General features: G+C 67.6%; 3 protein-coding genes. 2 read left to right on the forward strand and 1 reads right to left on the reverse strand.

Annotated elements, in window-relative coordinates; translation table 11 throughout:
* A partial coding sequence (locus ABZ406_RS30930; RefSeq protein WP_357769115.1) for an FAD-dependent monooxygenase occupies positions 1-313 on the forward strand: 313 nt, incomplete at its 5' end.
* Here the strand turns inward: ABZ406_RS30930 and ABZ406_RS30935 are convergent.
* Positions 283-750, reverse strand: a complete 468-nt coding sequence (locus ABZ406_RS30935) for an NUDIX domain-containing protein (protein WP_357769117.1) — start codon at positions 748-750, stop codon at positions 283-285. The genes ABZ406_RS30930 and ABZ406_RS30935 overlap by 31 nt on opposite strands.
* Positions 751-890: 140 nt before the next feature.
* Here ABZ406_RS30935 and ABZ406_RS30940 point away from each other — a divergent pair.
* Positions 891-1,564 (forward strand): DUF3153 domain-containing protein (locus ABZ406_RS30940; RefSeq protein ID WP_357769119.1); only part of this gene is annotated, 674 nt, incomplete at its 3' end.

Raw genomic sequence — 1,564 nt, forward strand, 5'->3', positions numbered from 1 at the left:
CGACGCCGCCCATCCGATGACACCCAACCTCGGGCAGGGCGCCGGGCAAGCGATCGAGGACGCGGTGGTGCTCGGCGCCGTCTGCGCCGGCGGCGCCGAGGGGGTGCCCGCCGCCCTGGCCGCGTACGACGAGCAGCGTCGACCACGCAGTCAGTCCGTTGCCCGCGCCTCCTACCTGGCAGGGCGGTTCGGACAGCAGCTGGACAACCCGGTTGCCTTCGCGTTGCGCGACTTCGCCTTGCGGCTCACCCCGGGCCGGGTGGCCCTGCGCAGCATGGCCCGCTACGCGGACTGGCGACCCCCGGCGACCTGAGCCGGCCCGGCGGCGGTCCGGCCGGTGGCCAGGGCGGTGTACTCGGCCGACGCCAGGAACTCGGTCAACACCTCGACGGTGCCCGGCGTCCACTCACGACCGTCGAGCACCTCGGCAGCGGGAACGAAGAGCATCGCGGCGCCCTCGCCGAGCACCACGTCCTCCTGCCGTGCCCGGGTGCTGCCGCTGAAGTAGTGCTTCACCCGGTCCAGTTCGGGCAGCGACTGCACGGCGACCGGGTGCAGTGGGCCGTCGGCCCGCAGGCCGGTCTCCTCCCACAGTTCCCGCTCGGCGGTCTGCTCGGGCGTCTCCCCCGGCTCGCCGTGACCGCCGGGCAGACCCCACACGTTCGGATGGTGCGGCGCGTCGCTGTCGCGCAGTTGCAACAGCAACCGCCCGTCCGGATCCACCAGCATGACGCACGCGACAATTCTCATCCGACCAGCGTACGGCCGACGAGGAACCGTCGGCGCACCAAAGCTCCAGAATAGTCATTCGAGCCGCCGTCCAAAGTAATCAAAGGCGACAGTCCGCCGGTACAATCGGCGACTTCGTTGTGACCGATCGCTGACTGCTGATGGTGAAAGCGATCACACACACTGAGCCCATGAACAGGAGAGTCAACCGCGGTAGGGCACTCCGCGTCGCGGTGTGCCTCCTTCTTCTCGCCGCGTTGAGCGGCTGCATGCAACTCAACATGGGCCTGACGGTCAACGCCGACGACACGGTCGACGGGCAGCTCCTGCTGACCGCCCAGAAGTCCGTGCTGACCGCCCGGAACAAGAACATCCCGCTGGCCTTCGCGGAGTTGCGGCAGAACATCCCCGCGCTGCCGGCCGGTGAGGAGACGCTTTACCAGGACAACACTTTCTACGGTTCCCAGATCAGTTACCGCAAGGCGCCGCTCGCCGGTTTCGACACGGAAAGCGTCAAACTGGTCAGGGACGGCGACCTGTACCGCTTCACGCTGCCGTTGGACCCGAAGAAATACGGCGGAAAGGTTGCGGAGCAGAATCCGCAGAACCAACAGGCGTTCCTCAAGCTCATGTCGTTCGAGATCTCGGTGACATTTCCCGGCCGGGTGATCGACAGCAATGGCACCGTCAACGGCCGTTCGGTCAGTTGGAAGGTCGACGCGAACCAGGACAAGCCGGCCGAGCTGCGGGCCGAGGCTCGGGTCCGGCGTTGGTCAAACCAGTGCGCGGTGGACAACTGCTCGGCCAGGAACCGGGTCATGGGCGGTTCTCCGGT

The sequence above is a fragment of the Micromonospora sp. NPDC005710 genome (assembly GCF_040630995.1).
Lineage (GTDB): Bacteria > Actinomycetota > Actinomycetes > Mycobacteriales > Micromonosporaceae > Micromonospora.